The organism is Roseobacter sinensis, from assembly GCF_025755255.1.
Lineage (GTDB): Bacteria > Pseudomonadota > Alphaproteobacteria > Rhodobacterales > Rhodobacteraceae > Roseobacter > Roseobacter sinensis.
In genome coordinates this window covers 49,350-72,806 of record NZ_JALIEB010000005.1, presented here as the reverse complement: position 1 = coordinate 72,806, position 23,457 = coordinate 49,350, and the positions used below count along the sequence as shown (strand labels likewise).

Here is a 23,457-nt window from a genome sequence, read left to right as displayed (position 1 = left end):
CCTTACGAAAGCTGACGTAGTCCGCTTAGGAGACCGCGGAACGGCATCTCCTTATAATAGCTGGCGTCAGACAGCCTTCAAACAGCCGCTTTCAGGCTCTCTTCGAGATAGATCTCGCGCAGGCGCGGTGCTACGCGGCCCGGGACGCCCTCTCCCAGGGCTACGCCGTCAATCTCCACCACCGGCATCACGAAGGTGCTGGCGGATGTGATGAAGGCCTCATCGGCCTCTTTCGCCTCGTCGATGGTGAAATTGCGCTCTTCCACCTCCATCTGCGCCTCCTGGGCAAAGCGCAGCACCGCGGCCCGCGTGATCCCGTGCAGGATGTCGTTGGAGAGCGCGCGCGTGATGATCTTGTTGCCCTTAACGATATAGGCGTTGTTCGACGTGCCTTCGGTCACGAAGCCATCCTCGATCATCCAGGCATCGTCCGCACCCGACTTCTTGGCCATCATCTTACCCATGCTGGGATAGAGCAATTGCACCGTCTTGATGTCGCGGCGGCCCCAGCGGATATCCTCGATGCTGATGACCTTCATACCCTTTTTCGCCGCCGGGCTGTCGGCCAGCCCCGGCTTGTTCTGGGTGAAGAGCACTATGGTCGGCTCGGTTTCCTCCGGGTCGGGAAAGACGAAATCCCGGTCACCGGGCGCGCCACGGGTGATCTGCAGATAAACCATGCCTTCTTCGATGCCGTTCGCCCGCACGAGCTCGCGATGCACCTCTAGCAGATCCTCCTTGCTGATCGGGTTCACCATGTCGAGCTCGCGCAGAGACCGCTCCAGCCGCACCGCGTGACCGTCGAAATCGATCAGCTTGCCATCCAGAACCGAGGTGACCTCGTAAACACCGTCGGCCATCAGAAACCCGCGGTCGAAAATCGACACCGTGGCTTCGTTCTCCGGCAGATACTGCCCGTTCAGATAAACCGTGCGCATGGGTGCAGCTCCTTTCCCACCAGTGTTCCCGCCGGAACCGTCCAGAGCATCACTGCACCGCAAAGCGCGCAAAGGTCAACGCCAAAGCAGCGCGTCAGCCCGCCGCATAGCAGGCACCGCGCCTTATGGCCCGGGCCGGCGGCGCGGATCGAAAGGCTCGCCCGTGGCTGCGACACCGACGTCACGGCGCAGATGATCTGGCAGACCGGCGAGGAACCGGCGCGTGGCGCGCCACCGGATCCGCTTGCCGCGCTGTTCGAAGTATCGGGTCAGGGTGCTTAACGTGGTCATATCAAAGCTCCATCTCTTGAGTGATGGATACCAGAGTAGGGCCGTCAGCAGAGACGAGATTGCAAAACTCTCTCACCCTGCGCGAAAATCTTGCGATTAATCTGCATTGGTGCAAAGCTTTCGCAATCCGGACGGTGGATGACATGGATGAGATCGACGACTTCGACAGGCAGTTGCTTGCGCTGTTGCAGATAGACTGCCGCCAGACCGGCGATGCGCTGGCTGAACAGGTTGGCCTCTCTCCGGCCAGTTGCCTGCGCCGCCTGCAGCGGCTGCGCCGGATTGGCGCCGTCGAACGCGAGGTGGCCATCGTTGCCCCCGAGCTTCTTGGCCGCCACATCACGGTCCTGTCGCTGCTGACGCTCCGACGGGGCGGGCGCGACGCGCTCGACCGCCTGCGCCAGAAGCTTCTGCGTCTGCCGCAGGTCGAGCGCATCTTCCACGTGACCGGCCCTGCGGATTTCGTGCTGACGGTGCGCTGCGCCTCTATGGAGGCCTACGCCGCCTTCACGGAAGAGCATTTCTACGACCCCGCGATCAGCGGCTTCGAGAGCATCGTCGTCCTGCGGGAACACCGCCCCGCCATGCCGGACGCCGCGCACTGACTACCCCCAGAGGGTGGGCTCCGGCGGGTGCACGCCTTTCTCATCAAACAGCAAGGGCGTGCCGCGATCGTCGGCGAGCAGAAGCGGTCCGTCAAGATCGGTGATCAGCGCGCCCTGCGCCACCAGTGTCGCCGGCGCCATAGCCAGGCTGGAGCCGACCATGCAGCCGACCATGACCCTGTACCCATCCGCCCGCGCGGCCTCGCGCAGTGCCAGCGCCTCCGTCAGTCCTCCGGTCTTGTCGAGCTTGATGTTGACCACATCGTACTTCCCTCTGAGCTCCGGCAGACTCACCCGGTCATGACAGCTCTCATCGGCGCAGACCGGCACGGGCCGCTCCATCCCGGCCAATGCCTCATCCGCGCCCGCGGGCAAGGGCTGCTCCACCAGTTGCACACCGAGCCGTACCAGATGCGGCGCGAGATCGGCATAGACCTCCGCGGACCAACCCTCATTCGCATCGACGATGATCCGCGCCTTCGGCGCTCCCGCGCGCACCGCCTCGAGCCGTGGCATGTCGTCCGGCGTGCCGAGCTTGATCTTCAGCAAGGGCCGGTGCGCATGCGCAGCCGCCTGCGCCTGCATCTTCTCCGGCGAATCCAGCGACAGCGTATAGGCGGTAATCTCCGGCCCCGGCGCAGGCAGTCCCGCAAGCTCCCACACCCGTTTGCCCGCGCGCTTCGCCTCCAGATCCCAGAGCGCGCAATCGACCGCATTGCGCGCCGCCCCTGCCGGCAACAGCTCGGCAAGCGCCGCCCGTGTCACATCCTCCGGCAGCGCCTCAATCTGATCCGTCACGCTCTCCAGCGTTTCGCCATAGCGCGCATAAGGCACACACTCGCCCCAGCCCTGGTGCGCCCCATCCGACACACGCACCGTCAGCACCTGCGCCTCCGTGCGCGAGCCGCGCGAGATGGTGAAAACCTGCGCAAGCCGAAACACATCCCGGTTGACGTTAATGCGCATGCGCTCTCCTTCACCCGTCTTCAAATACTCACGGCACCAGCCCCAGCCACTGTCCCGCCGCTCTCAGATCTCGAGCAGCGCATCCACCAGCTTGCCCGCGCCAAAGCGGAACGGGTCGGTTGTAGGCAGGCCCATGCGGTCCTCGATCTCCTGCAAGCAGGCCCGCGCCGCCGCCTCCTCCAGCGCCTTGGTGTTCACCGAGACACCGGCCACGTAACAGGCCGGGTTGGCGACCTGTGCGATCGGCAGCGCCGTGTCCCGCAACGTCTCGAGCGTCGGCAGCCCGTAATGCGGCAAGCCGCGCATATGGGTCCGCGTCGGCTCGTGACAGAGGATCAGCGCATCCGGCTGCCCGCCATGGATCAGCGCCATGGTCACGCCCGAATACGACACGTGGAACAGGCTTCCCTGCCCCTCGATATGGTCCCAGTGATCATCGTCGTTGTCGGGCGTCAGATACTCGACCGCGCCCGCCATGAAGTCGGCAATCACCGCGTCGAGCGGCACACCCTTGCCGGTGATCAGAATGCCGGTCTGACCGGTCGCGCGGAAGTCCGACTTCAGCCCCCGCTTGACCATCTCGGCATCCATCGACATCGCCGTATACATCTTGCCGCAGGAGCAATCCGTACCAATCGCCAAGGCACGTTTGCCGCTGCGTTTCTTTCCGTTGGCAATCGGATAAGCGACGGTCGGCACGCGCACGTCATGCAGCGTGCCCCCGTGCACTTTCGAGGCCGCTTGAAGCTCGTCTTCGTTGCGCAGAAGGTTGTGCAGGCCCGCGGCAAGGTCGTACCCCATCTGCAACGCCTTGACGAGCACGACCTTCCACTCGGCAGAGATCACCCCGCCACGGTTCGCAACGCCGATCACCAGCGTCTTGGCTCCGGCGGCAAGCCCTTCCTCCAGCGACATATCGGTCAGACCCATGTCCGCGCCACAACCGGGCAGGCGGAACTGACCAACTGCATTCTCTGGGCGCCAATCCTTGATGCCCTGCGCAACCTTCGCGGCCAGCTGATCCGGCGCGTCGCCGAGGAACAAGAGGTAAGGGGTCTGAATCATGGGGAAGCCTCCGTTAACTGCGCTGCAACTTCCTCTCTTTGACCTGCAAAGACATCTCGAATGAAGTCGGTTACGCCCCTTTGACGCAAGATTCTTCGATAATGGGCGGTAATTGGCGAAGAATTCAGCAGGCCTTAACGGAAGCTCTGGCGAATCCCATGCTGCAGCTGCAAAATGCGCTTGCAGCATCTTGCGCAATTTCATACCAACACCACCAACGCAATTGTAACTTTATTACCCTAAGGTCGCTCATGAGTTTCCGCATCCAGCCCAGCCCTCCGGCCCGTCCCAACCGATGCCAGCTCTTCGGTCCCGGCTCGCGCCCCGCGATCTTCGAGAAGATGGCTGCTTCTGCCGCGGATGTGATCAACCTTGATCTAGAAGACAGCGTCGCGCCCTCCGACAAGGACAGCGCGCGCACCAATATCATCGCCGCCATATCCGACATCGACTGGGGCTCCAAGGCGCTGTCGGTGCGCATCAACGGGCTCGACACGCCCTACTGGTACCGTGATGTGGTGGACCTGATGGAGCAGACGGGCGACCGGCTCGACCAGATCATGATCCCGAAAGTGGGCTGCGCGGCAGATGTCTATGCCGTCGACGCGCTGGTCACCGCCATAGAAGCCGCCAAGGGGCGGTCGAAGAAAATCACTTTCGAAGTGATCATCGAATCCGCTGCCGGGATTGCCCATGTGGAAGAGATCGCCGCAAGTTCTCCGCGCATGGCGGCCATGAGCCTTGGCGCCGCCGATTTCGCCGCCTCCATGGGGATGCAAACCACCGGTATCGGCGGCACGCAGGAAAACTACTACATGATCCGCGAAGGCCAGAAACACTGGTCCGACCCCTGGCACTGGGCGCAAGCCGCCATCGTTGCGGCCTGCCGCACGCACGGCGTGCTGCCGGTCGACGGGCCCTTTGGCGACTTCTCCGACGACGAGGGCTTCCGCGCCCAGGCCCGCCGCTCCGCCACCCTCGGCATGGTCGGCAAATGGGCCATCCATCCCAAACAGGTGACCCTCGCCAACGAGGTCTTCACGCCCTCTGACGAGGCCGTCGCCGAGGCGCGTGAGATCCTCGCCGCCATGGAGGAAGCCAAGGCGAAAGGCGAAGGTGCGACCGTCTACAAGGGCCGCCTCGTCGATATCGCGTCGATCAAGCAGGCCGAGGTCATCGTGCGCCAGTCGGAAATGATCGCCGGCTGACGCGCTCGTGACTTGGCAAGGCGCCCGCCGTTTGACCCTATGGGCCAAACCATCCGGGAGCCCGTCATGAAACCGATCCTCACCCTTTGCCTCACGCTGCTCTGCGCGACCACCCTTGCCGCGCAGTCCATCACGCCCCGCGACGGATGGGTCGTCATTCCAACGCAGAAACCGCACGCAACGCTGCTCGACGACCTGAAGGCCGCCGTCAAGGCCAACGGGATGGGGGTCGTTACTCAGGCCGGGCCCACAGGGGCGGCCCGCGCCCGCGGCATCACCATCCCCGAAAATCGTGTCGTCGGCGTCTTCAACAACGACTTCGCGGTGAAGGTCCTCGCCCTCTCCACCGCCGCGATGATCGAAGCGCCCGTCCGCTTCTACGTCACCGAAGAGCCGGACGGCACGGCAACGCTCTCGTACAAGACCCCCAGCTTTGTCTATTCACCCTACATGGACGAAGCTGGCCCGGAACTCGCAACCCTGGCTGAAGAGCTCGACAGCCGCTTCGCCGCAATCGCCGCAGCTGCCACCGACTAGGACCTAAGCACTGGGACTTCTTCTGGCTCCAAATATCCCCGCCGGAGGCATGAAACTCTTCTGGCGCACCACCGAAGCACTTACGCCCGCGCGTCCTTGGGCGACCCCATCACCACATAAGAGGTGATCGCATTCACTTGCGGCAACGCCCCAAGGTTGTCCGTGTGAAATCGCTTGTAGCTCGGCAGATCGGCGCATTCCACCCGCAACAGATACTCGGTTGCTCCAGTGATGTTGTGGCACTCCACCACCTCCGGCGCCCTCGAGATCGCCCGCTCGAACGCCTCCTGCGAGGCCTTCGAATGGTCGCTCAGCCCCACGGTGATATAGGCCGTGAAGCCGATACCGCGCTTTATCGGATCAAGCACGGCGCGATAGCCCCGGATCACACCCGACCGCTCCAACTCCTGCACCCGGCGCAAGCAGGCCGAGGGCGACAGCCCCACCCGCTCGGCCAGTTCGAGGTTGCTGATACGGCCATCACGTGTAAGCTCCCGCAATATTCGTTCGGATTTCTCATCAATATTACCCATAGATTGCAGATTTACTCTGAACCCGCGGGAGAACGCAATTTATAGCCTCCATTTCTACGCAATCATTGCGCCATGTCAGTCGAGCTTCTTACCGCCCTTGTCCTCTTCGCGCTGGTCACCTCCGCAACACCCGGACCCAACAACCTCATGCTCATGGCCTCAGGCGCCAATTACGGCTTCAGCCGCTCGATCCCGCATATGCTCGGCATCTCGGTAGGCTTCGGCCTGATGATCGTCTTGGTGGGCGCAGGGTTGGCGCAGGTGTTCGAGAGCTACCCGGTGAGCTACACGGTCCTGAAGGTGATCTCGGTGCTTTACCTGAGCTATCTCGCCTGGAAGATCGCCACCGCGGCCCCGATCCGCGGCGACGCGGGCAAGGGGCGCCCGATGACCTTCCTGCAGGCCGCTGCGTTCCAATGGGTCAACCCCAAGGCCTGGGCCATGGCGCTGACCGCGCTCTCGGTCTACGCGCCCAGCCAGACGCTCGCCGCCTTCGCGCTCGTTGCGGTGATCTTCGCCAGTGTGAACCTGCCTGCGATTACGGCCTGGACCGTACTCGGACAACAGCTCGCCCGGGTGCTGACCAACCCGCGCCGCCTGCGGGTGTTCAACCGGACCATGGCCGCCCTGCTCATCGCCTCGCTCTATCCTGTGCTCTGGCCCAGGTAACGCGTCGTTGCATTGCCCCGCGAGGCCCGTCATACAACGGAGGTCACCAACGATAAGAGCGCCCATGACCCAATACATGGATTTCGAAAAACCGCTGGCCGAGATCGAAGGCAAGGCGGAAGAGTTACGCGCCCTGGCCCGCGCCAACGAGGAAATGGATGTGACCGAAGAGGCCGCGGCCCTCGACGTCAAGGCCAAGGCGATGTTGCAGGATCTTTACAAGTCGCTCACCCCCTGGCGCAAATGCCAGGTCGCGCGGCACCCGGAACGGCCACATTGCGAGGACTACGTGGATGCGCTCTTTACCGATTACACGCCGCTGGCAGGCGACCGGAACTTCGCCGACGACCACGCGGTCATGGGCGGGCTTGCGCGGTTGAACGATCGCCCCGTCATGGTGATCGGCCATGAGAAGGGCAACGATACCAAATCGCGGATCGAGCGGAACTTCGGGATGGCGCGCCCCGAAGGCTACCGCAAGGCCATCCGGCTGATGGACATCGCGCATCGCTTCAACCTGCCGGTGATCACGCTCGTCGACACACCGGGCGCCTACCCCGGCAAGGGCGCCGAAGAACGCGGACAGTCCGAAGCCATCGCGCGCGCCACTGAAAAATGTCTGCAGATCGGTGTCCCGCTGGTCTCGGTGATCATCGGCGAGGGTGGCTCGGGCGGGGCCGTGGCCTTTGCCACGGCCAACCGCGTGGCGATGCTGGAGCACTCGGTCTATTCGGTGATCAGCCCGGAAGGCTGCGCCTCGATCCTCTGGAAGGACGCCGAAAAGATGCGCGAAGCAGCCGAGGCCTTGCGGCTGACCGCCGAAGACCTCAAGCAACTCGGCGTGATCGACCGCATCATCGCCGAACCCTTGGGCGGCGCACACCGCGACCCCTCCGCTGCCTATTCCGCCGTCGGCCGCGCCCTCGAAGGCATGCTGGACGACCTCGAGGGTAAGGACCCGCAGACGCTTGTCTCGGACCGCCGGGCGAAATTCATTGAAATCGGCGGAATCGGCCTCGCGGCCTGACCTCAGGACGCCGAAGCAAGCGCGATGCGAAAGCGCGGGCCGGGCGGGTCGAGTTGCTCGAACCCCATCCCGCGATAGATGTCCTGCGCCAGGCGATTCTCCGGATGTGTGCCGACAGACAAATAGTGACAGCCCGCATCGCGCGCGGCCCGTTCGCTCGCCGCAATCAGGGCGCGCCCCACGCCGCGGTTCCGGGCTTCTGGCTCGACAAAAAGGTGGTGCATATCCATGCCGCGCAGGCCGAACTGCATCTGCGACCAGGGCGTCAGCGCCACATAGCCAAGCGCACGGCCGTGCTCCTCGGCCAAGAGGATGCGGACCCAAGGGTCGGCGCCTTCGATATAGCACGAAAGCTGGTCGGCGGTCACTGTGGCGACATCGCCGTGATAAGCGGCCAATGCGGCCACCATGTGCAAAACAGTCGAAAGGTCGTCGTGGCCCGCGGGGCGGACCTCTCCGTTGAAAACAGGATGTTTCATCTCAATCTGAACCACTTACAAGACACAAACCCCCGTTCCCAGTGTGCTCGCCCCAGTCAGAACAGGAAACTGTGTCCTCGAATGGGCCGAATTTGGGTAAAATTCTACATAAAGTAGAAAAATTCAATGGGGCGTTGGTCGTATGGTAAAGATCAGCTCGCCAACATGCGCAGGCCTTGCGTCACATCCGATCGCACGGCGAGGCGCAGGCCCGGTTCGTCGCCGGCGCGCAGGGCGGCGATGATCAGGCGGTGAAACTGCGGCGGTTCGGTCTTGCGTAGCCGCCCATAGAGCGCCCGCATGGTCGGACCCATTTGCAACCAGACCGTTTCCGCCATGGCCAGCATCGCCGGCGCCTGCGCCCGAAGGTAGAGGGTGCGGTGAAACTCCAGATTGGTCCGGATGTAGCGGGCCGCATCGCGATGCGCGACCGCTTCGGCGATGGTGGCGTTGATCGTCTGCATCCGCTCGATCAGGGCCATATGCGCGCGCGGCAAGGCGCGGCTGGCCAGTTCCACCTCGATCAACGCGCGCAGCGCCGCCAGTTCCTCGATTCGCTCGTTGCTGAGCTCAGGCGTTGAGACCCGCCCTGAGCTCGACATTGTCAGCGCGCCTTCCGCCACCAACCGCCGAACGGCCTCGCGCGCAGGTGTCATCGAGACATCGAAGTCCCGCCCGATCCCGCGCAAAGTCAGGCTCTCGCCCGGTGGCAGATCCCCCTGCATGATCCGCCCGCGCAGCGCCCGGTAGACGCGGTCATGCGCAGCACTCGTGGCTTCGGCGGGGCGCGGATTCAGGATCATGGAACATCTGTGATCACAAATGACGAGGCCGTCAAGGCGCTCCCCTCAAGCAGAGCGCTCGAAGCGATACCGGTGCAGATCACTGCCGTTGCGCCGCAACCAGTTGCGCGGCTCAGCGTAATCCCCGTGAATCCGGGTCACCTGCGCCCAAAAGGCCGCTGAGTGGTTCATCTCCGCCAGATGCGCCACCTCATGCGCGACCACATAGTCGAGCACCTCAGGCGGCGCGAGAATCAGCCGCCAGGAGTACATCAGCCGCCCCTCAGCGGTGCAGGACCCCCAGCGCGACCGCGCGTCCCGCAGCGTGATCGCCGAATAGGGCTTGCCGAGTCGCGCGGCGTAGGTGTCGGAGGCCTCTGCCAGCCGGGCCCGTGCGAGCGTCTTGAGATGACCCACAAGCCGCCGCCCCACCCGATCGGGCGCGCCGGGTACGGCCACACGCCCCGGTTCAAAGACCACCTTGCGCCCAGTGGTCGGAACCACCTCATGCAGCTGGCCGCCCACCGGCAGCGCCGTACCCAGACCGACGATCACATCCGCGCCGCGCGCCGCCAGATGCCCGCGGATCCAGCTCTCCTTCTCGCGTGCGAACCCCAGCGCCTCACGCTCGGGCACGCCCTTTGGCAGCGTCAGCGTGACCCGCCCGTCGAGCTGCGAGATGCGCAGCGAAATCCGCCGCGCCCGGCCCGAGCGCCGCAGCGTCAGGGGAATCGGCGGATCACCAGGCAGGATCAACTCGGGCATATCGGCTCTCCGGCAGCGGGCCAGCCTCCGGCAGCCCTTTACAGCCCCCGCTTCATATGGCACTTGCGCTGAATCATCTACACGAAGAGTCGCAATCAAGAAGAGGGTTTTTCATGCCCAAGGAAGAATGGGGAACGAAGCGCCTGTGCCCCACAACGGGCAAGCGCTTTTACGATCTGAACAACGATCCGATCATCAGCCCCTATACCGGTGAGGTTGTCGAGATCGACCTCAGCAAATCCCGCATGATCGCAGCGGATGCCGAGGATGCCGCCTCTGCCAAGGCCAAGGCCAATACGGACGATGACGATGTGGTGCTCGACGATGAGGACGACGTCGATGTCGATCTGGATGATGATCTGCTCGATGACGACGAAGACGACGATGACAGCGTGCCCTTGGAAGAGATCGCGGATGTCGCCTCGGAAGACGACGACAACTGATTTGTCGAAAACGCGCGAGGGCGGCGATTTTTACGCTTGATCCCGCCCCGCGTTGGGCCTATTCAGCGGCGCACCGGATACCACATCCACCGATGGGGCCTTAGCTCAGCTGGGAGAGCGCCTGCATGGCATGCAGGAGGTCAGCGGTTCGATCCCGCTAGGCTCCACCATTTTATTCCTATCGTCGGGGCCGCTCTGATCCACGCTGGCCGGACTCTCGCAATAGCCCGGTCCGCTCCTCCCGCTGCGTCAAATGCGGTCGGATCCGCCAGCGAGCTTCTGGGAGGCCTGAGCGGACCAAGGCGATCAAGCCCGCTCGGTCACGGTGTGGCAGATGGGGAGGCCGGGGAAGACCCAAGGCGGCTTTGTCGTATGGTCCAGCCTGACCCCGGTTGCGCGCAGCCTGATCATGACCGATCCGCCTGCCCGGGGTCGGCTTGTCCAGTTCAACGGGCTACAGCACGGCAACAGCACCGCAGGTCTGGCGGTAAATCGTAGCGCGCACCAGTTGTCGTTCATCGGTTTCACGTGAGGACTGGCGCAGAAAAGCACTTGCCCAGGCGATGTTTGGGAGGTTCGAGCGAACGATCAGCTGCGGATTGGCTTCGGCCCGTGGATCGGACAATCGATAAAGTAAATCCAACCACCGTGGTCCAGTCGTTTCGCGACTTCGATGGCAAGCGGCGTGCCGTCCCTGGCCTCCACCATCCATTCGCCTTGGAGGATGGCCGTATCGCCGTTGATCATCTCGCCCGAAACTGTGCTTCGAAGCGTGACGCGGTTGGCTACGAAATCCCCGAAGAGGTCGCGTACACCGGCATAGCCTTTCATCGGTGGGCCATCCGGGACCATCGCCACGCGACATTCCGGATGATACAAGGAGACCACGCCCTCCCTATGACCCTGCCCAATGAATTCAGCCAAGCGCTCAACAATTTGCTGCGGGCCGTCTGCGATCTTGCGCTTTGTCGGTGATGTCATTCCACTATCGTTGGGAAGAAGAGGCAGAGTTCAGGCCAAGAGGGCCCGCGTCACGTTGCGTGGCGTGGTGTCGATGTCAAAGAGCAGCTTCCACGCTCCCGCGTCACTGCGGCAATCGGCCAGAAGTACGCGGCCAGTGAGATGAACATCGGCGGGTGGCGTACCGCCCGTGGGCGGCTCGAAGTCGTAGGCCCAGAGAAGCAGCGCCATGTTGCCGTCAGCAAGAGCAGCCTTTTCCTTGTGATGCAGGGTTCCTTCGATGGTCTCAAAGGCCTGCGCGTACCAGCGCCTGATCTGACCGACGCCTCGCATCAGCCGGGCCCCCGCATTGTGTCGATGCTCTCGACACCATAGAGGCGGAAGAACGCGTCGGGGTCTTCGCCGAGGTACCGGTCCGGGTGGAATACGCGCTGACAACAGATGGCCAGATGCTATATGCAATTCTGGCTGAGATGTGCCGGTGAGGCAGCAATCAGCAGAAGATCCAGCCTGGACTGATACTCAGCGGGTATTCTGGAACGGCCTTTGGCGGCGGCTTTGCATGGCCCGTGCGACTGCCGTCATCGATACTGGCCCTGCGGTGGTCCGACAGGGGTGAGATTTCGGCATCGAAGCCCCGCGGCGGTCTGTGTCGTGCGGCGCGGCCGACACCTTGTAGCCGCCTACGGATCAGCGGGTTGGACCTGTTTCCGGGCGATGGTCTCTTCCCATTCCTAAAGGTCGTCAAAAAAGTACGGCCAGTTTCAAACTGCGGATGCCTTGGCACGGCCGCATCTTGCGTTGAGATGAGTCGGCCGCTGGGCAATACGCTTTCCGGATCGGTCATCGCGCGCTCAATTCGGTCGATCGGGTTTCATGTGCTCATCGATCACTGTGCTGCCCCGCCGCCCTGCGGCGAGGACAGCGTCGGCCAATTCAGGCGTTTCGGCAATGCGCGCCAGAGTGATCGTCCCCAGCAGCAGGGCCATCATGGCAAGGCCCTGCTCTGCCACGTCCGCCTCATCGGAGTTCAGCAGCCGCGCCATACTCTCGACGGTGCGCGACGCCTCGGATCGAACCGGCCCATCTAGTCGGCTGATCTCTGCGCCCAGTGCGGCCAGCGGACAGCCGCGCCTACGGTCGTCAAGATGCTCACCCGACAGATACCGCGCCAGATACTCCCCACGCGCAGCCCGGCGCACTTCATCTGTCGGTGCGGCAGCCATCTCTGCCTGCACGTCGTCGACCGCCGCCTTGAAGGCGTCCCGAACCAGAGCCTCTTTCGAGGCGAAATGTCTGTAGAAACCACCGTGGGTCAAGCCGGCTGCCTGCATCACGTCCGCCACGCTCGTCGCCTCGATCCCCCGGTCGCGAAAGAGCGACGAGGCGGCGTCGATTATCCGTTTGTGACTCTTCTGTTTCTCGGCGTCTGACATCCTCGGCACGGCGTCGATCCTTCACGGGTTGACAGTTAAGATTATTGGTATCATCTTAATTTTAAGATTTCAATGATCATCTAAAGGGAGCATTTAGATGTCTGCCAAGCCAAAGATCCTCGTCACCAGTGCAAGCGGCAAAACCGGGCGGCACACGGCACTGCAGCTGCGCGACAAAGGTTTCCCGGTTCGCGCCTTCGTCCGGCGGCGCGACCACCGCAGCGAACAGCTGGAACGCGCGGGTGCCGAAATCTTTGTCGGAGACCAATATGCGCTGGCCGACATGCGCGCAGCGATGCAAGGGGTGCAACGCGCCTACCAATGCGCGCCGACCGCGCCCAACGGGCTGCATTTCAACGCGGTTTTCACCGTCGCAGCTGACGAGGCAAAGCTTGAGCATGTGGTCACACTCAGCCAATGGCTTTCCAGCGCCAATCATCCCTCACTCTTCACCCGCGAAGTCTATCTGGGCGACAGTCTGATCGCGATGCGCCGCGAGATGTCCGTCACGACGGTCAATCCCGGCTGGTTTGCGGATAACTACCTGATGGTGCTCGACATGGCGGCACATCTGGGCGTGTTCGCGATGCCGCTGGGCGCTGGAGATGTGAAGAAGAACGCCGCTCCATCCAACCCGGACATTGCTCGTGTTGTGACGGCCGCGCTCGCCGACCCGACCGCCCATGCCGGTCAGACCTATCGCCCGACCGGGCCGGAACTGCTCTCCCCCGATGACATCGCGCATACCCTGGGCCGCGTGCTGGGGCGCCGGGTCCGATACATGGACATGTCCGAGCGCATGATGATCAAGGCCCTGAAGGCAAATCCGCCCGCCAATTACTCGGTCGCCGCCGTCACTCAGCTTGCCCTCTACACAGAGGAATACCGCCGCGGGACTTTCGCCGTGAACGCTCCGACGGACCATGTCGCAACGGTCGGTGGCGCGCCGCCCGAGAGTTTTGAGAGTGTTGTGCATCGCAGATGTGCAGCGCGCCCCGATCTCGCCCGCAGCGCAGTGGGTCGCCTCAGAGCCCTGGCGGGGTTTGCAAAACTTCTGGCCACCCGCCCGTTCGATCTGAGACGGGAAGAAGACGCGCGCGACTATGTCAGACCACCTATGCCTATCTTTGCGCAAGATGATCGGGACTGGATCAGAAGCCACGCCCCGGTCGGTGTCCCCCTCAGCCCTGTCAATGCAGCCTGATCGCATAGCGCAGCGAAACGGGAGCAACCACCAAAGGCAACCGATCGGTTTTGCCACCCGTAAAAGAATCGAAGGCTCCAACGGAGCCTTCGACAAGCAAAGATCAGATAGCTTTTGGGCTTAGCCCTTGCCCTTCCAGGGCACCAACAGGCGTTCGGCCCACCGCATCAGCATGTCGATGCCGAAGCCGATCACACCGATGAGGATGATCCCCATGATCACGATGTCGGTGTTCTGGAACTTCGACGCTGTCATAATCATCATCCCTGCGCCCTGCTCGGCCGCGACGAGTTCGGCCGCCACAACCGTGCCCCAGCAGACGCCCATCGCGACCCGCGCGCCGGTGAAGATCTCCGGTAGGGAGTTGGGGATGATGACGTGGCGCATGATCTGCCACTTGCTGGCGCCGAGGCTGTAGGCCGCGTGCACCTTGGAGATCTTCACGCCCGAGACGCCGGATCGCGCTGCAATCGCCATGATCCACAGGGCTGCAAGGAACAGCAGGATGATCTTGCCCGCCTCGCCGATGCCGGCCCAGATGATCACCAGCGGAATAAGCGCCAGCGGCGGCACCGGCCGCATGAATTCGACAATCGGGTCAAACCAGCCGCGGAACCAGTCGCTGAGACCCATCGCGTAGCCCAGCGGAATACCCACAAGCGCCCCGATCAGGAACCCCGCGATCACACGGAACAGCGAATAACCCAGGTGCTCCAGCAAGGTGAAATTTCGAAACCCCGCGCTCACCACCTCGATTGAGCGGATCCAGACCGCCTCTGGTGCGGGCAGGTAGAGCGGCTCCATCTGCCAGCCCTTGGTGGGCTCGAAATTGGGCGTGCCGCGGTCGCTCAGCGTGACCGCGCCACCTTCAACCGCGACCGTGTCGCCAGGCGCGATAGCCTCGCCGTTGATCGCGACCACAGTCGCACCTGCGTCCCGGCCCAATTCGTCGTTCCGGTCAACACGAATAAGGCCCGAGCGCCATTGTGCAATCGCCGCGGAGTCATTCTTTGCAAATCCGTCACCCGGGTCGACCTCAGGCGCCTCTGTCTCGACCTCGCGCGGATGCACAACCACGGTGACCGTTGCATCATCGGTCTGCCCATCGGCCTCAGCGGTATAGGTGAATGTCGTGGTCCCCTCGAAGGGTCCGGGCGCATGCAGAAACCCCGGCAAGAGGTTCGACCCGGTGAAGACGCCCCACATCAGGAAGATCGTCAGGATCGAGATGATGCCGGCCGCGCGATTGGGGCGCACCGCGCTTTCGTCGCCGAAGGTGACGGTCTTGAGCGAGGTATAATCTCCAATACCTGCGCCCTGCACAACCTTGGTCACAATGAAGAAGGCCGCGATGAAGATGGCGACGTAAATCAGAAGGGGGATCATGCCGCGTCCTCCTTCCCGCCCATAATCTCTTCTTCCATATCCCAGATCATGTTCAGGATCTCTTCGCGCCTGGGCCCGAAGTCGGGATGTTTCTTCACCTCGCGCAGATCGGCGTTGACGCCCAGATCGGCGAAGGGAAGGCGGTACTCCTTGTGGATCCGTCCTGGACGCGGCGCCATCACGATCAGCCGCTCGCCCAGAAGCAGCGCCTCCTCGACCGAGTGGGTGATCAGGATGATCGTCTTGCCGGTCTCCTTCCAGAGCTTCAAGACGAGGCTCTGCATCTTTTCCCGCGTCAGCGCATCGAGCGCGCCCAAAGGTTCGTCCATCAGGATCACGTCGGGGTCGTTGGCCAGGCAGCGCGCCAGCGCGACACGCTGCTGCATCCCGCCCGAGAGCTCATAGACGGCCTTCTCCTTGAAGTCCTGAAGGCCCACCACATCCAGCAGGTGATTGACCGTCTTGTTCTTCTCGGCCTTTGGCGTGCCCTTCATTGACGGGCCGAAGCCCACGTTCTCACGGACGCTCATCCACTCGAAGAGCGCGCCCTGCTGGAAGACCATGCCGCGTTCGGCGTCCGGCCCTTTGATCTCATGCCCGTTCAGCACCAGCTTGCCGGAGGTCGGCGCAAGGAAGCCGGCCACGATATTCAGCAGCGTGGTCTTACCGCAGCCTGACGGGCCCAGCACGCTCAACAACTCACCGGCCTTCAGGTCCAGCGACACGTTCTGAAGCGCCTGCACATGGTCGCCGTTCGGCAACTCGAAGCGCATCGACAAATTCTCTATGGATAATCCGGTCATGAAGTCCCCACCTGTTGACCGCGCACTGCGGGTGGACGGACGGGGTTGGCCCCGTCTCTGGCCTTAAAGGTGAAGCGGCGCGGGTGTGTCCCGCGCCGCTCCATTTCGCCTAGCTGCCGCTCGCCGCCGAGAGCGGGCCAGTGTTGACCGCGTCCTCGTAGCTGTCGAGCGCCGAGTCGATCGAGCCGGCCTCGACAAAGACATCCGCAACGCCCTTCATGAAGGTTGCCGCGTTGCCGCCCAGCCAGCCTTCGGAGAGCTGATCGTCCACGCTCGGGAACTTCATGGTGGAAATCGCCGACTTGGCCGCATCCAGATCCATCCCGGCCTGCTCGGCGATCACTGCCAGCATTTCGTCAGACTGGTTCGCATTCCACTCCGCATTCGCGTCCGCAGTCACCTTCAGGAATGTCGACACAACGTCTCCGTTCTCGGCGATGAAAGACGCCGGCGCCGAGGTCACATCGAAGACCAGAATGCCCAGCTCTTCCTTCTCGTCGCCGGTCAGCAGCACGTTGCCGTATTCCTTCATCCGGCCCAGACCGCCGCCATAGCCGCAGGCAAAATCAACCGCCTTCTGGCTCAGCGCAGCCGCACCCTCGGGCGGGGCCATGTCGACGATCTGCAGCGAGGCAAGGTCAACCCCGAAGTGGTCCATCTGCCGCAGGAAACCGTAGTGCGCGGCCGTGCCCAGCGGCACAGCCACTTTCTTGCCGGCCAACTCGCCCGCTGTTTCCTTGTCGATCTCCAGATCGGCGTGAACGACGCAGTTGTCATTGTCCGAATAGCTCACCGCCACGTCCACGACCTGGATATCCTGACCGCCGGACGTGGCGACCACGAAGGGCGGCACACCTTGGCTCACGGCGATCTGCACGTCTCCCGAGGCCATCGCCGCGGACATCGCGGTGCCGGTCTCGAAGGACACCCAGTTCACCTTCATCCCCAGCGCTTCTTCATACGCGCCCGAGGCCTTCGCTGCCAGGAACGGCATCGGCCATTCGAGGAAGTAGGCGACGGTGATCTCACCGTGGCCATCTGCCGAGGCGCTGTGCGCTCCGAGCGCCATGACGGCCCCCGCTACAAAGGCACATGTCGTCTTCTTGATCATTTCGTTCTCCCGTTGATCATACGCCAGCCATCCCAGACCAGCCTTCATTTGGTGCGACGCGGCTTGTCACCGCTTGTTCGTCTTTGATTGCACATCGTCATCCAATGTCAGAATTGCAGCGCCCGCAAGTGCATTATTGATACAAAACTGTCATGCAGATGAAACTGCCCGAAAAATATGCCCCCTCTGTTCTCGGCATGCGGGACATTGCAAAATCCCGAAATTCTGCATTGCAAAACACTGAAGTCAGGTCTGCCATTGTGCCGGCCCGCTGCGCATAGTGGCGATGGGCGGGCCAAAAAAAATGTCCACTTTAAGACGCTCCATGAGTCCAGTTCGACCTCAGGCCTCGCTTTTCCACTCCATCTGGTCGCGCAGGCGCAGCGCTGCCATCGCCAGCCCCGCGCCCAGCACCTGCGGCGCGCGGAACTTGTAGGCCGGGATTTTCGTGACCGGAAAAGGCAAATCCTCAGCTGGCGTACCCAGCGCACAGCGCGCCAGTTCGCGCCCCATCACGTGGCTCATCGCCACCCCGCGCCCGTTGTAGCCCAGACCGCAGATCAGCCCCGGCGCAGGCTCGTGCAGATGCGGCACCCGGTCCTCGGTCAGCGCGATATGGCCGCTCCACTTATAGCGCCACGTGACCCCCTTGAGGCTCGGAAAGGTCTCGGGCGCATCCCTTTCGATCCAGCCAAAGCCGCCGACGCCGCCGCGCAGGTTGTCGAAGCCAATGCCGCCAAAACACATCTGCCCACCCGGCTCGCGCCGCGCATACATGATCAGCCGCCGCGTATCTGAAATCGTATGGCCCTCCGGCAGGATCGGCCCGATCTCGCTCTCGTCCAGAGGGTCTGTCGCCATCTGTGTCGAGTAAAGCGGCAAGACCGATTTCTTCAGGCCGCGCACCAGACTGTCCGAATAGCCATTTGTCGCCACGATCACCGTCTCGGCGGTGACAGCGTGGCCCGCCACATCCAGATGCCAGCGCCCGTCGCGGCGGGCCATGTTCTTGACCGGCGCAAAGCTGAAAACCTGCGCCCCCGCCGCGCGCACCACCCGGTCAAGCCCGCGCACCAGCGCCATGGGCTGCACCGCGCCCCCGCGCGCCGAGAGCGTGCCCGTGGCATAGCCCCGCGCCCCGGTCAGCCGTTCCACATCCTCGCGTTCGAGGAATTCGAAATCCGCCCCATGGGAGTTCCAGAGCGTCGCATTGCGCCGCGACACATCCCGCGCCGCACGGCAGTGATCGACCCGGATCCAGCCCTTCTGCCGCGCGTCGCACGGGATCTGATAAGCACGGATCAGATCAAAGAGGTCATCCGCAGAACGCAGCGACGTCTCCGCCATCCGCTCGAAGTATGTGGGCCCCACCGCCTTGTGCAGATCGTCCGGCACCGCCACTGGCAGCATCGGGTTCACCTGCCCGCCGTTGCGCCCCGAGGCGCCGAACCCCACGTCGCCTGCCTCCAAGACGGCCACCGTGCTGCCGGCCTCCGCAATCGCCAGCGCCGCGCGCAGGCCCGTGAACCCGCCGCCCACAATCGCCACGTCGACGGCAAGGTCGCCCTCCAGCCGCTCAGCCGGGGCAGCATCGGGCGCGGTCACCCGCCAGAGCGCGTCAGGGATCTGCATGGGCTATCTCGTGCTCAGAAATGCGGCACCGGTCAATGGGTCGCCGGCGGCGCGGAATTTGACCGCGCAAGGTCAAATGCGCCACAATACCAGCGCGATGCGCCCGATGCGGCTTGAAAAGGCGGCACATCTGGTCCTATCGTTACACCGCGTCTGGCCCTAACACAGACGCCCGAAAAACAGTCATGTCAGTCAAATCCGGAGCGCACTCCGCTCGATTTCACCTGATTCTACGCTTTAAGGAAAGGCCCGACCCATGGACGGCAATTTCAACGAGAACGACCTCAGCCGCGTCGTCGAAGCGGACCGCGCGAATGTCTGGCATCACCTGATCCAGCACCAGCCCTTCTTCACCGGCGCCGACCCCAAGATCATCATCGAAGGCAAGGGCCTGCGGGTCTGGGACCAGAAGGGCATCGAACATGTCGACGCGGTCTCGGGCGGGGTCTGGACCGTGAACGTCGGCTACGGCCGCGAGAGCATGGGCGACGCGGTGCGCGATGCGATCGTCAAGATGAACTTCTTCGGCGGCACCGTGGGCTCGATCCCCGGCGCGCTCTTTGCCGAGAAGCTGTTGACCAAGATGCCGGGACTGAGCCGCATCTATTATGCCAACTCCGGCTCGGAAGCGAATGAGAAGGCCTTCAAGATGGTCCGCCAGATCGCGCACAAGCGCTACGGCGGTCGCAAGCACAAGATCCTCTACCGCGACCGCGACTATCACGGCACGACCATCGCCTGCCTCTCCGCCGGAGGTCAGGACGAGCGCAACGCGCAATACGGGCCCTACACGCCCGGCTTCGTGCGCGTGCCCCACTGCCTGGAGTACCGCAAGCACGAGCAGGAGGGCGCCCCGGATCAGAACTACGGCGAATGGGCCGCGAACCAGATCGAAGAGATCATCCTGCGCGAAGGCCCCGATACCGTGGGCGCGCTCTGCCTCGAGCCGGTGACCGCCGGCGGCGGCGTGATCGTCCCCCCCGAGGGTTACTGGCCGCGGGTGCAGGAGATCTGCCGCAAGTACGACATCCTGCTGCACATCGACGAGGTTGTCTGTGGCGTCGGCCGCACAGGGACCTGGTTCGGCTATCAGCACTACGGCATCGAGCCGGATATGGTCACCATGGCGAAGGGCGTCGCCTCGGGCTATGCGGCCATCTCCTGCCTCGCCACCACCGAGGCCGTCTTCGACATGTTCAAGGACGACGCCAGCGATCACATGAATTACTTCCGCGACATCTCCACCTTCGGCGGCTGCACCGCAGGACCGGCGGCGGCGCTGGAAAACATGCGGATCATCGAGGATGAGAACCTGCTAGAAAACACCGTCGAGATGGGCGGCTACATGCTCGGCAAGCTGGGCGAGTTGAAAGACAAGCACGACGTCATCGGCGACGTGCGCGGCAAGGGCCTCTTCCTCGGCGCAGAGCTGGTCAAAGACCGCGACAGCCGCGACCCGGCGGAGGAAGCCAAGGTGCAGGCCGTGGTCAAGGATTGCATGGCCCAGGCCGTGGTCATCGGGGCGACCAACCGGTCGCTGCCCGGCAAGAACAACACGCTCTGCTTCTCGCCCGCGCTGATCGCCACCAAGGACGACATCGACCATATCTGCGCGGCCGTCGACGGCGCGCTCACCCGCGTCTTCGGCTGACCCCGGCGCACGCAGCCTGAGGCGGGCCGCAGGACGACGCCACCATCGCGCACCACGGGCCTCACAGCCCGTGGCTGAACTCCTCGACCAGCGAGCGCACCACCTCGCGCAGCGCCGCGCTGTCTTGCGCACCTTTCTCCTTGGCCTCGGCAAAGACCTTGGCCTGCCGCTGCGAGCTGGTGCCGTCCTGCAGGATGTCCATCACCCCGCGCACCTCGTCGAGACAGCCCAGCGCCATCGCATGCGGGCTGACCGACTCGATCAGCTCTGGCAGCAGGTCGTGAAACGGCACCACCTCGCCGACGCCGAAATCGATCAGCCCCTCCGACAGCCCATAGCGCTGCGCCCGCCAGCGGTTCTCCTCGATCAGGAAGCGGTCGTACTGGCGCCAGCGCATGTTCTCGCGGCGCAGGCTGTGCAGCATCCGCATCAGGCTCTGGGTCAGCGCAGCGATCGAGATCGCATGATCCAGCCGCGGCACCACATCGCAGATCCGCGATTCCAATGTCGGAAACCGCGCCGAGGGCCGCAGATCCCACCAGATCTTCGTGGCATCCTCGATGATGCCCGTGCGGATGATCGTGTCGACCGACCGCCGATACTCCGCATGACTGAGAAACAGCGGCGGCAGACCGGTGCGCGGCAGGTTGTCGAACACCGTGAGCCGGTAGGAGTGCAGCCCCGTCTGGCGCCCCTCCCAGAACGGCGAAGAGGCCGACAGCGCCAGGAGGTGCGGCAGGAAATAGGAGAACTGGTTCAGCAGGTCGATCCGCTGATCCTCGTCCTCGATGCCCACATGCACGTGCATGCCGCAAATCAGCATGCGACGCGCCACGCCCGCCAGATCCCGCTCCAGATCGCGGTAGCGCTCCTTGTCGGTGAAGGCCTGATCGGTCCAGTCGGCAAAGGGGTGGGTCGAGACGGCAATCGGCGCGATCCCATGCGCATTGCACAGCCGTTTGACCTGCCTTCGCAGATCAGATAGGTCGGCGCGCGCCTCGGCGATGGTGGCACAGACGCCGGTGCCCACCTCGATCTGACAGCGCAGGAATTCCGGGCTCACCTTGTCGCCCAGCGCCTCGACGCAGGCCTGCATCAGATCCTCCGGCGCCTCGGTCAGATCGAGCGTGTCGGCATCGACCAGCAGGTACTCCTCTTCGAGGCCAAGCGTGAGCGAAGGGTCGGACTGGTCCATCGGCGGGTCTCCCGTGCATCAGTCAACTATGCATGACCCGGCCTGCCTGGCAACGGACGATGCTTTGCTTATTGTGAAGGGTCCCGCCCATGGGCGCGGGGCGGCGGTCGGCCAACGGCGCAGCCGCTGCAGGCCGGTTTCCGCCGGTCCGTGGGCACCGGTGGAACCCTGTTGGCCGCTTGCGCGTTTGCTGGCCACACCGAAAGGAGTTTCCGTTATGAAGAAGTATCTTGTTATTCTGCCCCTCGTGGGTGCGGTCTCGGCCTGCGCCACGCAGGACCAGAGCACCATCGCCGGCACACTTGGCGGCGCCGCGGCGGGCTATGCGCTTGATGACAACGACCGGGGCCGCGGTGCCCTCGTGGGTGCAGCCGCCGGAGCCATTGCGGGCAACTACATCGGCCGCAACGCCAGCGGAAACTGCATCTACCAGAATCCGGACGGCTCCCGCTATACCGCGGCTTGCCCCTGAGGCGGCGCCCGCAGGCGGGGGTGGGGCAGGCCCCACCCCCGCCTGCGGGCTTACCGTCCGCTCCGTCAGGTCTGCGTCAGCAGGCTGGCGATCTCATCCTTCAACCGCAACCGCTCCTTGCGCATCTCCGCAAAATGAAAATCATCCGTCGGCTCCACCTTGGTCTCGGCCCGGTGAATCGCCCGGTTGATCTCATGGTAGGCGTCCGACAGCTTGGCGAAATGCGCATCCGTGCTTTTCAGTGTGCTTATGGCCTGTACGTGGTCCGGAAACTCTTCTGCCAGTTCATGCGGTGTGTGCGACATCGTGATCTCCTCTCGGTCAAATTTTGGGTGTCTTTCGGCGCGACTTCGGGTGGAGTGAAGACGCAAGGATATGATCCGCTGAGTGGATGACATGGCTCGCCGTCCGCACCAGCAGCGGATCAGGTGGGACAGCCACAGTCTCGTCCCGCCCGGGATAGTCGAAGGAGGCGAGAAAGTGCTTCATGCAATTCAGCCGCGCGCGCTTCTTGTCGTTCGAGCGGATCACCGTCCAGGGCGCGTCAGCGGTATCGGTATAAAAGAACATGGCTTCCTTTGCTTCGGTATAATCATCCCACTTGTCGAGACTGGCGCGGTCAATCGGTGACAGTTTCCACTGCTTCAGCGGATCGGTCTCGCGCGAGATGAACCGCGCGCGCTGCTCGGCTCGGGTCACCGAGAACCAATACTTGAAGAGCCGGATGCCCGAGCGTGTCAGCATCCGCTCGAACTCGGGCGTCTGGCGCATGAATTCGAGGTACTCACTGGGCGCGCAGAATTCCATCACCCGTTCCACACCGGCCCGATTGTACCAGCTGCGGTCGTAGAGCACGATTTCACCCGAGGTTGGCAGATGCTTGATGTAGCGCTGAAAAAACCACTGGCCGCGTTCTTCGTCCGTGGGCTTATTCAGCGCTACAACGCGCGCCTGACGGGGGTTTAGGTGCTCCATGAAGCGCTTGATGGTGCCGCCCTTGCCGGCCGCATCACGCCCTTCAAACAGCATGACCACCTTCTGTTCGGTCTCATGCAGCCAGTGCTGCACCTTTAGCAGTTCGACCTGCAGCGCGGCCTTTTCCGCCTCGTATCGCGCCCGGTCGAGCTTCTTGTCGTAGGGGTACTCGTCCTGTTCGAATCCTGCCGCAGCATCCGCTGCAGGATCCGGACCTGGCTTGTCCAGAACCGTATCTCTCATATCACTATCCTTTTGTTTGTCGTGGAGCGTGGAACGGTCTGCGCGTCAAAAAGCCGGTTGTCTCTGACATGAATCAAAGCA

At 63.3% G+C, this 23,457-nt stretch carries 28 protein-coding genes and 1 tRNA gene; 11 read left to right on the top strand and 18 right to left on the bottom strand.

Annotated features, from left to right (window positions below):
* Window positions 1–77: 77 nt before the first annotated feature.
* Both MUB52_RS09640 and MUB52_RS09635 read right to left on the bottom strand, forming a co-directional pair.
* Window positions 78–938, bottom strand: a complete 861-nt coding sequence (locus tag MUB52_RS09640; protein ID WP_263844006.1) for a D-amino-acid transaminase — start codon at window positions 936–938, stop codon at window positions 78–80.
* 123 nt (window positions 939–1,061) lie between these two features.
* Window positions 1,062–1,229 (bottom strand): hypothetical protein, encoded by a 168-nt coding sequence (locus MUB52_RS09635; RefSeq protein ID WP_263844005.1) that lies wholly within the window; start codon window positions 1,227–1,229, stop codon window positions 1,062–1,064.
* Between the two features lie 143 nt (window positions 1,230–1,372).
* Here MUB52_RS09635 and MUB52_RS09630 point away from each other — a divergent pair, with 143 nt between their 5' ends.
* Window positions 1,373–1,834: an Lrp/AsnC family transcriptional regulator gene (locus MUB52_RS09630; RefSeq protein ID WP_263844004.1), complete on the top strand. Its 462-nt coding sequence runs from the start codon at window positions 1,373–1,375 to the stop codon at window positions 1,832–1,834.
* On the opposite strand, the gene dgcA is transcribed toward MUB52_RS09630, so the two are convergent.
* On the bottom strand, window positions 1,835–2,800 hold the full coding sequence (gene dgcA / locus MUB52_RS09625; protein WP_263844003.1) for an N-acetyl-D-Glu racemase DgcA: 966 nt from the start codon (window positions 2,798–2,800) through the stop codon (window positions 1,835–1,837).
* 63 nt (window positions 2,801–2,863) lie between these two features.
* On the bottom strand, window positions 2,864–3,865 hold the full coding sequence (gene dgcN, locus MUB52_RS09620) for an N-acetyltransferase DgcN (protein ID WP_263844002.1): 1,002 nt from the start codon (window positions 3,863–3,865) through the stop codon (window positions 2,864–2,866).
* Between the two features lie 251 nt (window positions 3,866–4,116).
* On the opposite strand from dgcN, the gene MUB52_RS09615 reads away from it, so the two are divergent.
* Together MUB52_RS09615 and MUB52_RS09610 are read left to right on the top strand one after the other, a co-directional pair.
* A complete protein-coding gene (locus MUB52_RS09615; RefSeq protein WP_263844001.1) occupies window positions 4,117–5,073 on the top strand; it encodes an L-malyl-CoA/beta-methylmalyl-CoA lyase in 957 nt (318 codons plus the stop codon).
* A 66-nt stretch (window positions 5,074–5,139) separates the two neighbouring features.
* Window positions 5,140–5,610, top strand: a complete 471-nt coding sequence (locus MUB52_RS09610) for a DUF302 domain-containing protein (protein WP_263844000.1) — start codon at window positions 5,140–5,142, stop codon at window positions 5,608–5,610.
* 80 nt (window positions 5,611–5,690) lie between these two features.
* Here the strand turns inward: MUB52_RS09610 and MUB52_RS09605 are convergent, their stop codons facing one another.
* On the bottom strand, window positions 5,691–6,143 hold the full coding sequence (locus MUB52_RS09605) for an Lrp/AsnC family transcriptional regulator (protein WP_263843999.1): 453 nt from the start codon (window positions 6,141–6,143) through the stop codon (window positions 5,691–5,693).
* Window positions 6,144–6,215: 72 nt separating this feature from the next.
* Here MUB52_RS09605 and MUB52_RS09600 point away from each other — a divergent pair, with 72 nt between their 5' ends.
* On the top strand, window positions 6,216–6,812 hold the full coding sequence (locus MUB52_RS09600) for a LysE family translocator (protein ID WP_263843998.1): 597 nt from the start codon (window positions 6,216–6,218) through the stop codon (window positions 6,810–6,812).
* A gap of 64 nt (window positions 6,813–6,876) precedes the next feature.
* Window positions 6,877–7,839, top strand: a complete 963-nt coding sequence (locus MUB52_RS09595) for an acetyl-CoA carboxylase carboxyltransferase subunit alpha (protein WP_263843997.1) — start codon at window positions 6,877–6,879, stop codon at window positions 7,837–7,839.
* Window positions 7,840–7,841: 2 nt separating this feature from the next.
* On the opposite strand, the gene MUB52_RS09590 is transcribed toward MUB52_RS09595, so the two are convergent.
* From MUB52_RS09590 to MUB52_RS09580, 3 genes are all read right to left on the bottom strand, one after another.
* Window positions 7,842–8,318 (bottom strand): GNAT family N-acetyltransferase, encoded by a 477-nt coding sequence (locus MUB52_RS09590; RefSeq protein WP_263843996.1) that lies wholly within the window; start codon window positions 8,316–8,318, stop codon window positions 7,842–7,844.
* Window positions 8,319–8,470: 152 nt separating this feature from the next.
* The gene (locus tag MUB52_RS09585) at window positions 8,471–9,121 is read right to left on the bottom strand and encodes a GntR family transcriptional regulator (RefSeq protein WP_318527417.1); all 651 of its coding nucleotides are present in this window, start codon (window positions 9,119–9,121) and stop codon (window positions 8,471–8,473) included.
* Window positions 9,122–9,166: 45 nt separating this feature from the next.
* Window positions 9,167–9,865, bottom strand: coding sequence for a M48 family metallopeptidase (locus MUB52_RS09580; RefSeq protein WP_263843995.1), 699 nt, complete (start codon window positions 9,863–9,865; stop codon window positions 9,167–9,169).
* 113 nt (window positions 9,866–9,978) lie between these two features.
* Here MUB52_RS09580 and MUB52_RS09575 point away from each other — a divergent pair, with 113 nt between their 5' ends.
* Window positions 9,979–10,308 (top strand): TIGR02300 family protein, encoded by a 330-nt coding sequence (locus MUB52_RS09575; RefSeq protein WP_263843994.1) that lies wholly within the window; start codon window positions 9,979–9,981, stop codon window positions 10,306–10,308.
* A 94-nt stretch (window positions 10,309–10,402) separates the two neighbouring features.
* Window positions 10,403–10,478 (top strand) — tRNA-Ala (locus MUB52_RS09570).
* Window positions 10,479–10,896: 418 nt separating this feature from the next.
* Here MUB52_RS09570 and MUB52_RS09565 read toward each other — a convergent pair.
* On the bottom strand, window positions 10,897–11,289 hold the full coding sequence (locus MUB52_RS09565; RefSeq protein ID WP_263843993.1) for a YybH family protein: 393 nt from the start codon (window positions 11,287–11,289) through the stop codon (window positions 10,897–10,899).
* 30 nt (window positions 11,290–11,319) lie between these two features.
* Entirely contained in the window at window positions 11,320–11,601 is a 282-nt protein-coding gene (locus MUB52_RS09560) for a hypothetical protein (RefSeq protein ID WP_263843992.1), read from the bottom strand.
* Between the two features lie 38 nt (window positions 11,602–11,639).
* Here MUB52_RS09560 and MUB52_RS24060 point away from each other — a divergent pair, with 38 nt between their 5' ends.
* Window positions 11,640–11,753: a winged helix-turn-helix transcriptional regulator gene (locus MUB52_RS24060; protein WP_404818216.1), complete on the top strand. Its 114-nt coding sequence runs from the start codon at window positions 11,640–11,642 to the stop codon at window positions 11,751–11,753.
* 369 nt (window positions 11,754–12,122) lie between these two features.
* Here MUB52_RS24060 and MUB52_RS09555 read toward each other — a convergent pair whose 3' ends face one another.
* The gene (locus MUB52_RS09555) at window positions 12,123–12,704 is read right to left on the bottom strand and encodes a TetR/AcrR family transcriptional regulator (protein WP_263844210.1); all 582 of its coding nucleotides are present in this window, start codon (window positions 12,702–12,704) and stop codon (window positions 12,123–12,125) included.
* Window positions 12,705–12,801: 97 nt separating this feature from the next.
* Here MUB52_RS09555 and MUB52_RS09550 point away from each other — a divergent pair, with 97 nt between their 5' ends.
* Entirely contained in the window at window positions 12,802–13,908 is a 1,107-nt protein-coding gene (locus tag MUB52_RS09550) for an NmrA family NAD(P)-binding protein (protein WP_263843991.1), read from the top strand.
* Between the two features lie 120 nt (window positions 13,909–14,028).
* Here MUB52_RS09550 and MUB52_RS09545 read toward each other — a convergent pair whose 3' ends face one another.
* From MUB52_RS09545 to MUB52_RS09530, 4 genes are all read right to left on the bottom strand, one after another.
* Window positions 14,029–15,294, bottom strand: coding sequence for an ABC transporter permease (locus MUB52_RS09545; RefSeq protein ID WP_263843990.1), 1,266 nt, complete (start codon window positions 15,292–15,294; stop codon window positions 14,029–14,031).
* Window positions 15,291–16,097 (bottom strand): taurine ABC transporter ATP-binding protein, encoded by an 807-nt coding sequence (locus MUB52_RS09540; protein WP_263843989.1) that lies wholly within the window; start codon window positions 16,095–16,097, stop codon window positions 15,291–15,293. The genes MUB52_RS09545 and MUB52_RS09540 overlap by 4 nt, the downstream gene beginning before the upstream one ends.
* Window positions 16,098–16,206: 109 nt before the next feature.
* Window positions 16,207–17,208 carry a taurine ABC transporter substrate-binding protein gene (locus MUB52_RS09535; protein ID WP_263843988.1) on the bottom strand — a complete coding sequence of 334 codons (1,002 nt, stop codon included), beginning with the start codon at window positions 17,206–17,208 and terminating at the stop codon, window positions 16,207–16,209.
* Between the two features lie 342 nt (window positions 17,209–17,550).
* Complete coding sequence (locus MUB52_RS09530; protein WP_263843987.1) at window positions 17,551–18,840, bottom strand: NAD(P)/FAD-dependent oxidoreductase; 1,290 nt, start codon at window positions 18,838–18,840, stop codon at window positions 17,551–17,553.
* 256 nt (window positions 18,841–19,096) lie between these two features.
* On the opposite strand from MUB52_RS09530, the gene MUB52_RS09525 reads away from it, so the two are divergent.
* Window positions 19,097–20,491, top strand: coding sequence for an aminotransferase family protein (locus MUB52_RS09525; RefSeq protein ID WP_263843986.1), 1,395 nt, complete (start codon window positions 19,097–19,099; stop codon window positions 20,489–20,491).
* A gap of 61 nt (window positions 20,492–20,552) precedes the next feature.
* Here the strand turns inward: MUB52_RS09525 and MUB52_RS09520 are convergent, their stop codons facing one another.
* A complete protein-coding gene (locus MUB52_RS09520) occupies window positions 20,553–21,686 on the bottom strand; it encodes a carboxylate-amine ligase (RefSeq protein ID WP_263843985.1) in 1,134 nt (377 codons plus the stop codon).
* Between the two features lie 217 nt (window positions 21,687–21,903).
* Between MUB52_RS09520 and MUB52_RS09515 the strand changes: the two genes are divergently transcribed.
* Window positions 21,904–22,158, top strand: a complete 255-nt coding sequence (locus MUB52_RS09515) for a YMGG-like glycine zipper-containing protein (protein ID WP_263843984.1) — start codon at window positions 21,904–21,906, stop codon at window positions 22,156–22,158.
* A 65-nt stretch (window positions 22,159–22,223) separates the two neighbouring features.
* Here MUB52_RS09515 and MUB52_RS09510 read toward each other — a convergent pair whose 3' ends face one another.
* Together MUB52_RS09510 and ppk2 are read right to left on the bottom strand one after the other, a co-directional pair.
* The gene (locus tag MUB52_RS09510; protein WP_263843983.1) at window positions 22,224–22,463 is read right to left on the bottom strand and encodes a YdcH family protein; all 240 of its coding nucleotides are present in this window, start codon (window positions 22,461–22,463) and stop codon (window positions 22,224–22,226) included.
* Between the two features lie 16 nt (window positions 22,464–22,479).
* On the bottom strand, window positions 22,480–23,376 hold the full coding sequence (ppk2, locus tag MUB52_RS09505) for a polyphosphate kinase 2 (RefSeq protein WP_263843982.1): 897 nt from the start codon (window positions 23,374–23,376) through the stop codon (window positions 22,480–22,482).
* Window positions 23,377–23,457 lie beyond the last annotated feature (81 nt).

Coding starts and splice junctions, on each gene's coding strand:
- MUB52_RS09640 (WP_263844006.1), bottom strand. CDS start 938: ATGCGCACGGTTTATCTGAACGGGCAGTATCTGCCGGAGAACGAAGCC.
- MUB52_RS09635 (WP_263844005.1), bottom strand. CDS start 1,229: ATGACCACGTTAAGCACCCTGACCCGATACTTCGAACAGCGCGGCAAG.
- MUB52_RS09630 (WP_263844004.1), top strand. CDS start 1,373: ATGGATGAGATCGACGACTTCGACAGGCAGTTGCTTGCGCTGTTGCAG.
- dgcA (WP_263844003.1), bottom strand. CDS start 2,800: ATGCGCATTAACGTCAACCGGGATGTGTTTCGGCTTGCGCAGGTTTTC.
- dgcN (WP_263844002.1), bottom strand. CDS start 3,865: ATGATTCAGACCCCTTACCTCTTGTTCCTCGGCGACGCGCCGGATCAG.
- MUB52_RS09615 (WP_263844001.1), top strand. CDS start 4,117: ATGAGTTTCCGCATCCAGCCCAGCCCTCCGGCCCGTCCCAACCGATGC.
- MUB52_RS09610 (WP_263844000.1), top strand. CDS start 5,140: ATGAAACCGATCCTCACCCTTTGCCTCACGCTGCTCTGCGCGACCACC.
- MUB52_RS09605 (WP_263843999.1), bottom strand. CDS start 6,143: ATGGGTAATATTGATGAGAAATCCGAACGAATATTGCGGGAGCTTACA.
- MUB52_RS09600 (WP_263843998.1), top strand. CDS start 6,216: ATGTCAGTCGAGCTTCTTACCGCCCTTGTCCTCTTCGCGCTGGTCACC.
- MUB52_RS09595 (WP_263843997.1), top strand. CDS start 6,877: ATGACCCAATACATGGATTTCGAAAAACCGCTGGCCGAGATCGAAGGC.
- MUB52_RS09590 (WP_263843996.1), bottom strand. CDS start 8,318: ATGAAACATCCTGTTTTCAACGGAGAGGTCCGCCCCGCGGGCCACGAC.
- MUB52_RS09585 (WP_318527417.1), bottom strand. CDS start 9,121: ATGATCCTGAATCCGCGCCCCGCCGAAGCCACGAGTGCTGCGCATGAC.
- MUB52_RS09580 (WP_263843995.1), bottom strand. CDS start 9,865: ATGCCCGAGTTGATCCTGCCTGGTGATCCGCCGATTCCCCTGACGCTG.
- MUB52_RS09575 (WP_263843994.1), top strand. CDS start 9,979: ATGCCCAAGGAAGAATGGGGAACGAAGCGCCTGTGCCCCACAACGGGC.
- MUB52_RS09565 (WP_263843993.1), bottom strand. CDS start 11,289: ATGACATCACCGACAAAGCGCAAGATCGCAGACGGCCCGCAGCAAATT.
- MUB52_RS09560 (WP_263843992.1), bottom strand. CDS start 11,601: ATGCGAGGCGTCGGTCAGATCAGGCGCTGGTACGCGCAGGCCTTTGAG.
- MUB52_RS09555 (WP_263844210.1), bottom strand. CDS start 12,704: ATGTCAGACGCCGAGAAACAGAAGAGTCACAAACGGATAATCGACGCC.
- MUB52_RS09550 (WP_263843991.1), top strand. CDS start 12,802: ATGTCTGCCAAGCCAAAGATCCTCGTCACCAGTGCAAGCGGCAAAACC.
- MUB52_RS09545 (WP_263843990.1), bottom strand. CDS start 15,294: ATGATCCCCCTTCTGATTTACGTCGCCATCTTCATCGCGGCCTTCTTC.
- MUB52_RS09540 (WP_263843989.1), bottom strand. CDS start 16,097: ATGACCGGATTATCCATAGAGAATTTGTCGATGCGCTTCGAGTTGCCG.
- MUB52_RS09535 (WP_263843988.1), bottom strand. CDS start 17,208: ATGATCAAGAAGACGACATGTGCCTTTGTAGCGGGGGCCGTCATGGCG.
- MUB52_RS09530 (WP_263843987.1), bottom strand. CDS start 18,840: ATGCAGATCCCTGACGCGCTCTGGCGGGTGACCGCGCCCGATGCTGCC.
- MUB52_RS09525 (WP_263843986.1), top strand. CDS start 19,097: ATGGACGGCAATTTCAACGAGAACGACCTCAGCCGCGTCGTCGAAGCG.
- MUB52_RS09520 (WP_263843985.1), bottom strand. CDS start 21,686: ATGGACCAGTCCGACCCTTCGCTCACGCTTGGCCTCGAAGAGGAGTAC.
- MUB52_RS09515 (WP_263843984.1), top strand. CDS start 21,904: ATGAAGAAGTATCTTGTTATTCTGCCCCTCGTGGGTGCGGTCTCGGCC.
- MUB52_RS09510 (WP_263843983.1), bottom strand. CDS start 22,463: ATGTCGCACACACCGCATGAACTGGCAGAAGAGTTTCCGGACCACGTA.
- ppk2 (WP_263843982.1), bottom strand. CDS start 23,376: ATGAGAGATACGGTTCTGGACAAGCCAGGTCCGGATCCTGCAGCGGAT.